The following is a 387-nucleotide window of genomic DNA, read 5'->3' on the forward strand; positions in this document are numbered from 1 at the left end:
GGTCCATATGGGGCTACTACAATTATTGAAAAATTTGGTGAAATGCACATTACTAAAGACGGATGGTCTATCCTTAAGAAAATTAATTTCGAAGATAATATCGACCAAAATATTATGCAATTATTATTAAACATCAGTGCACAAGTTGTAATCAAAGTAGGAGATGGAAGTACATCTTCCATTGTATCAGCTTACTCTATTTTAAAAAGACTTGAAGAGTCTGATTTAATGAAAAATGTTAGACCTAAAGAATTTATGAGCTTATTAAAAGAAGTTGTTGATGATATTTCTAAAAAGATTATTTCTAAGTCTGTAAAAATTGATCCTAAAACAGATCCTGAATTAGAAGAAATTTATCGCTTATCATTAATTTCTGCTCATCTTGTT

Annotated in this window: 1 protein-coding gene; it reads left to right on the plus strand. The window is 28.7% G+C overall.

What is annotated here, in order from left to right; genetic code table 11:
• Positions 1-387: TCP-1/cpn60 chaperonin family protein (locus ETC00_RS20295; RefSeq protein WP_171567800.1), on the plus strand; the 387-nt coding region annotated here is incomplete at both ends.

The organism is Brevibacillus sp. MCWH, from assembly GCF_013096935.1.
Classification (GTDB): domain Bacteria; phylum Bacillota; class Bacilli; order Brevibacillales; family Brevibacillaceae; genus Brevibacillus; species Brevibacillus aydinogluensis.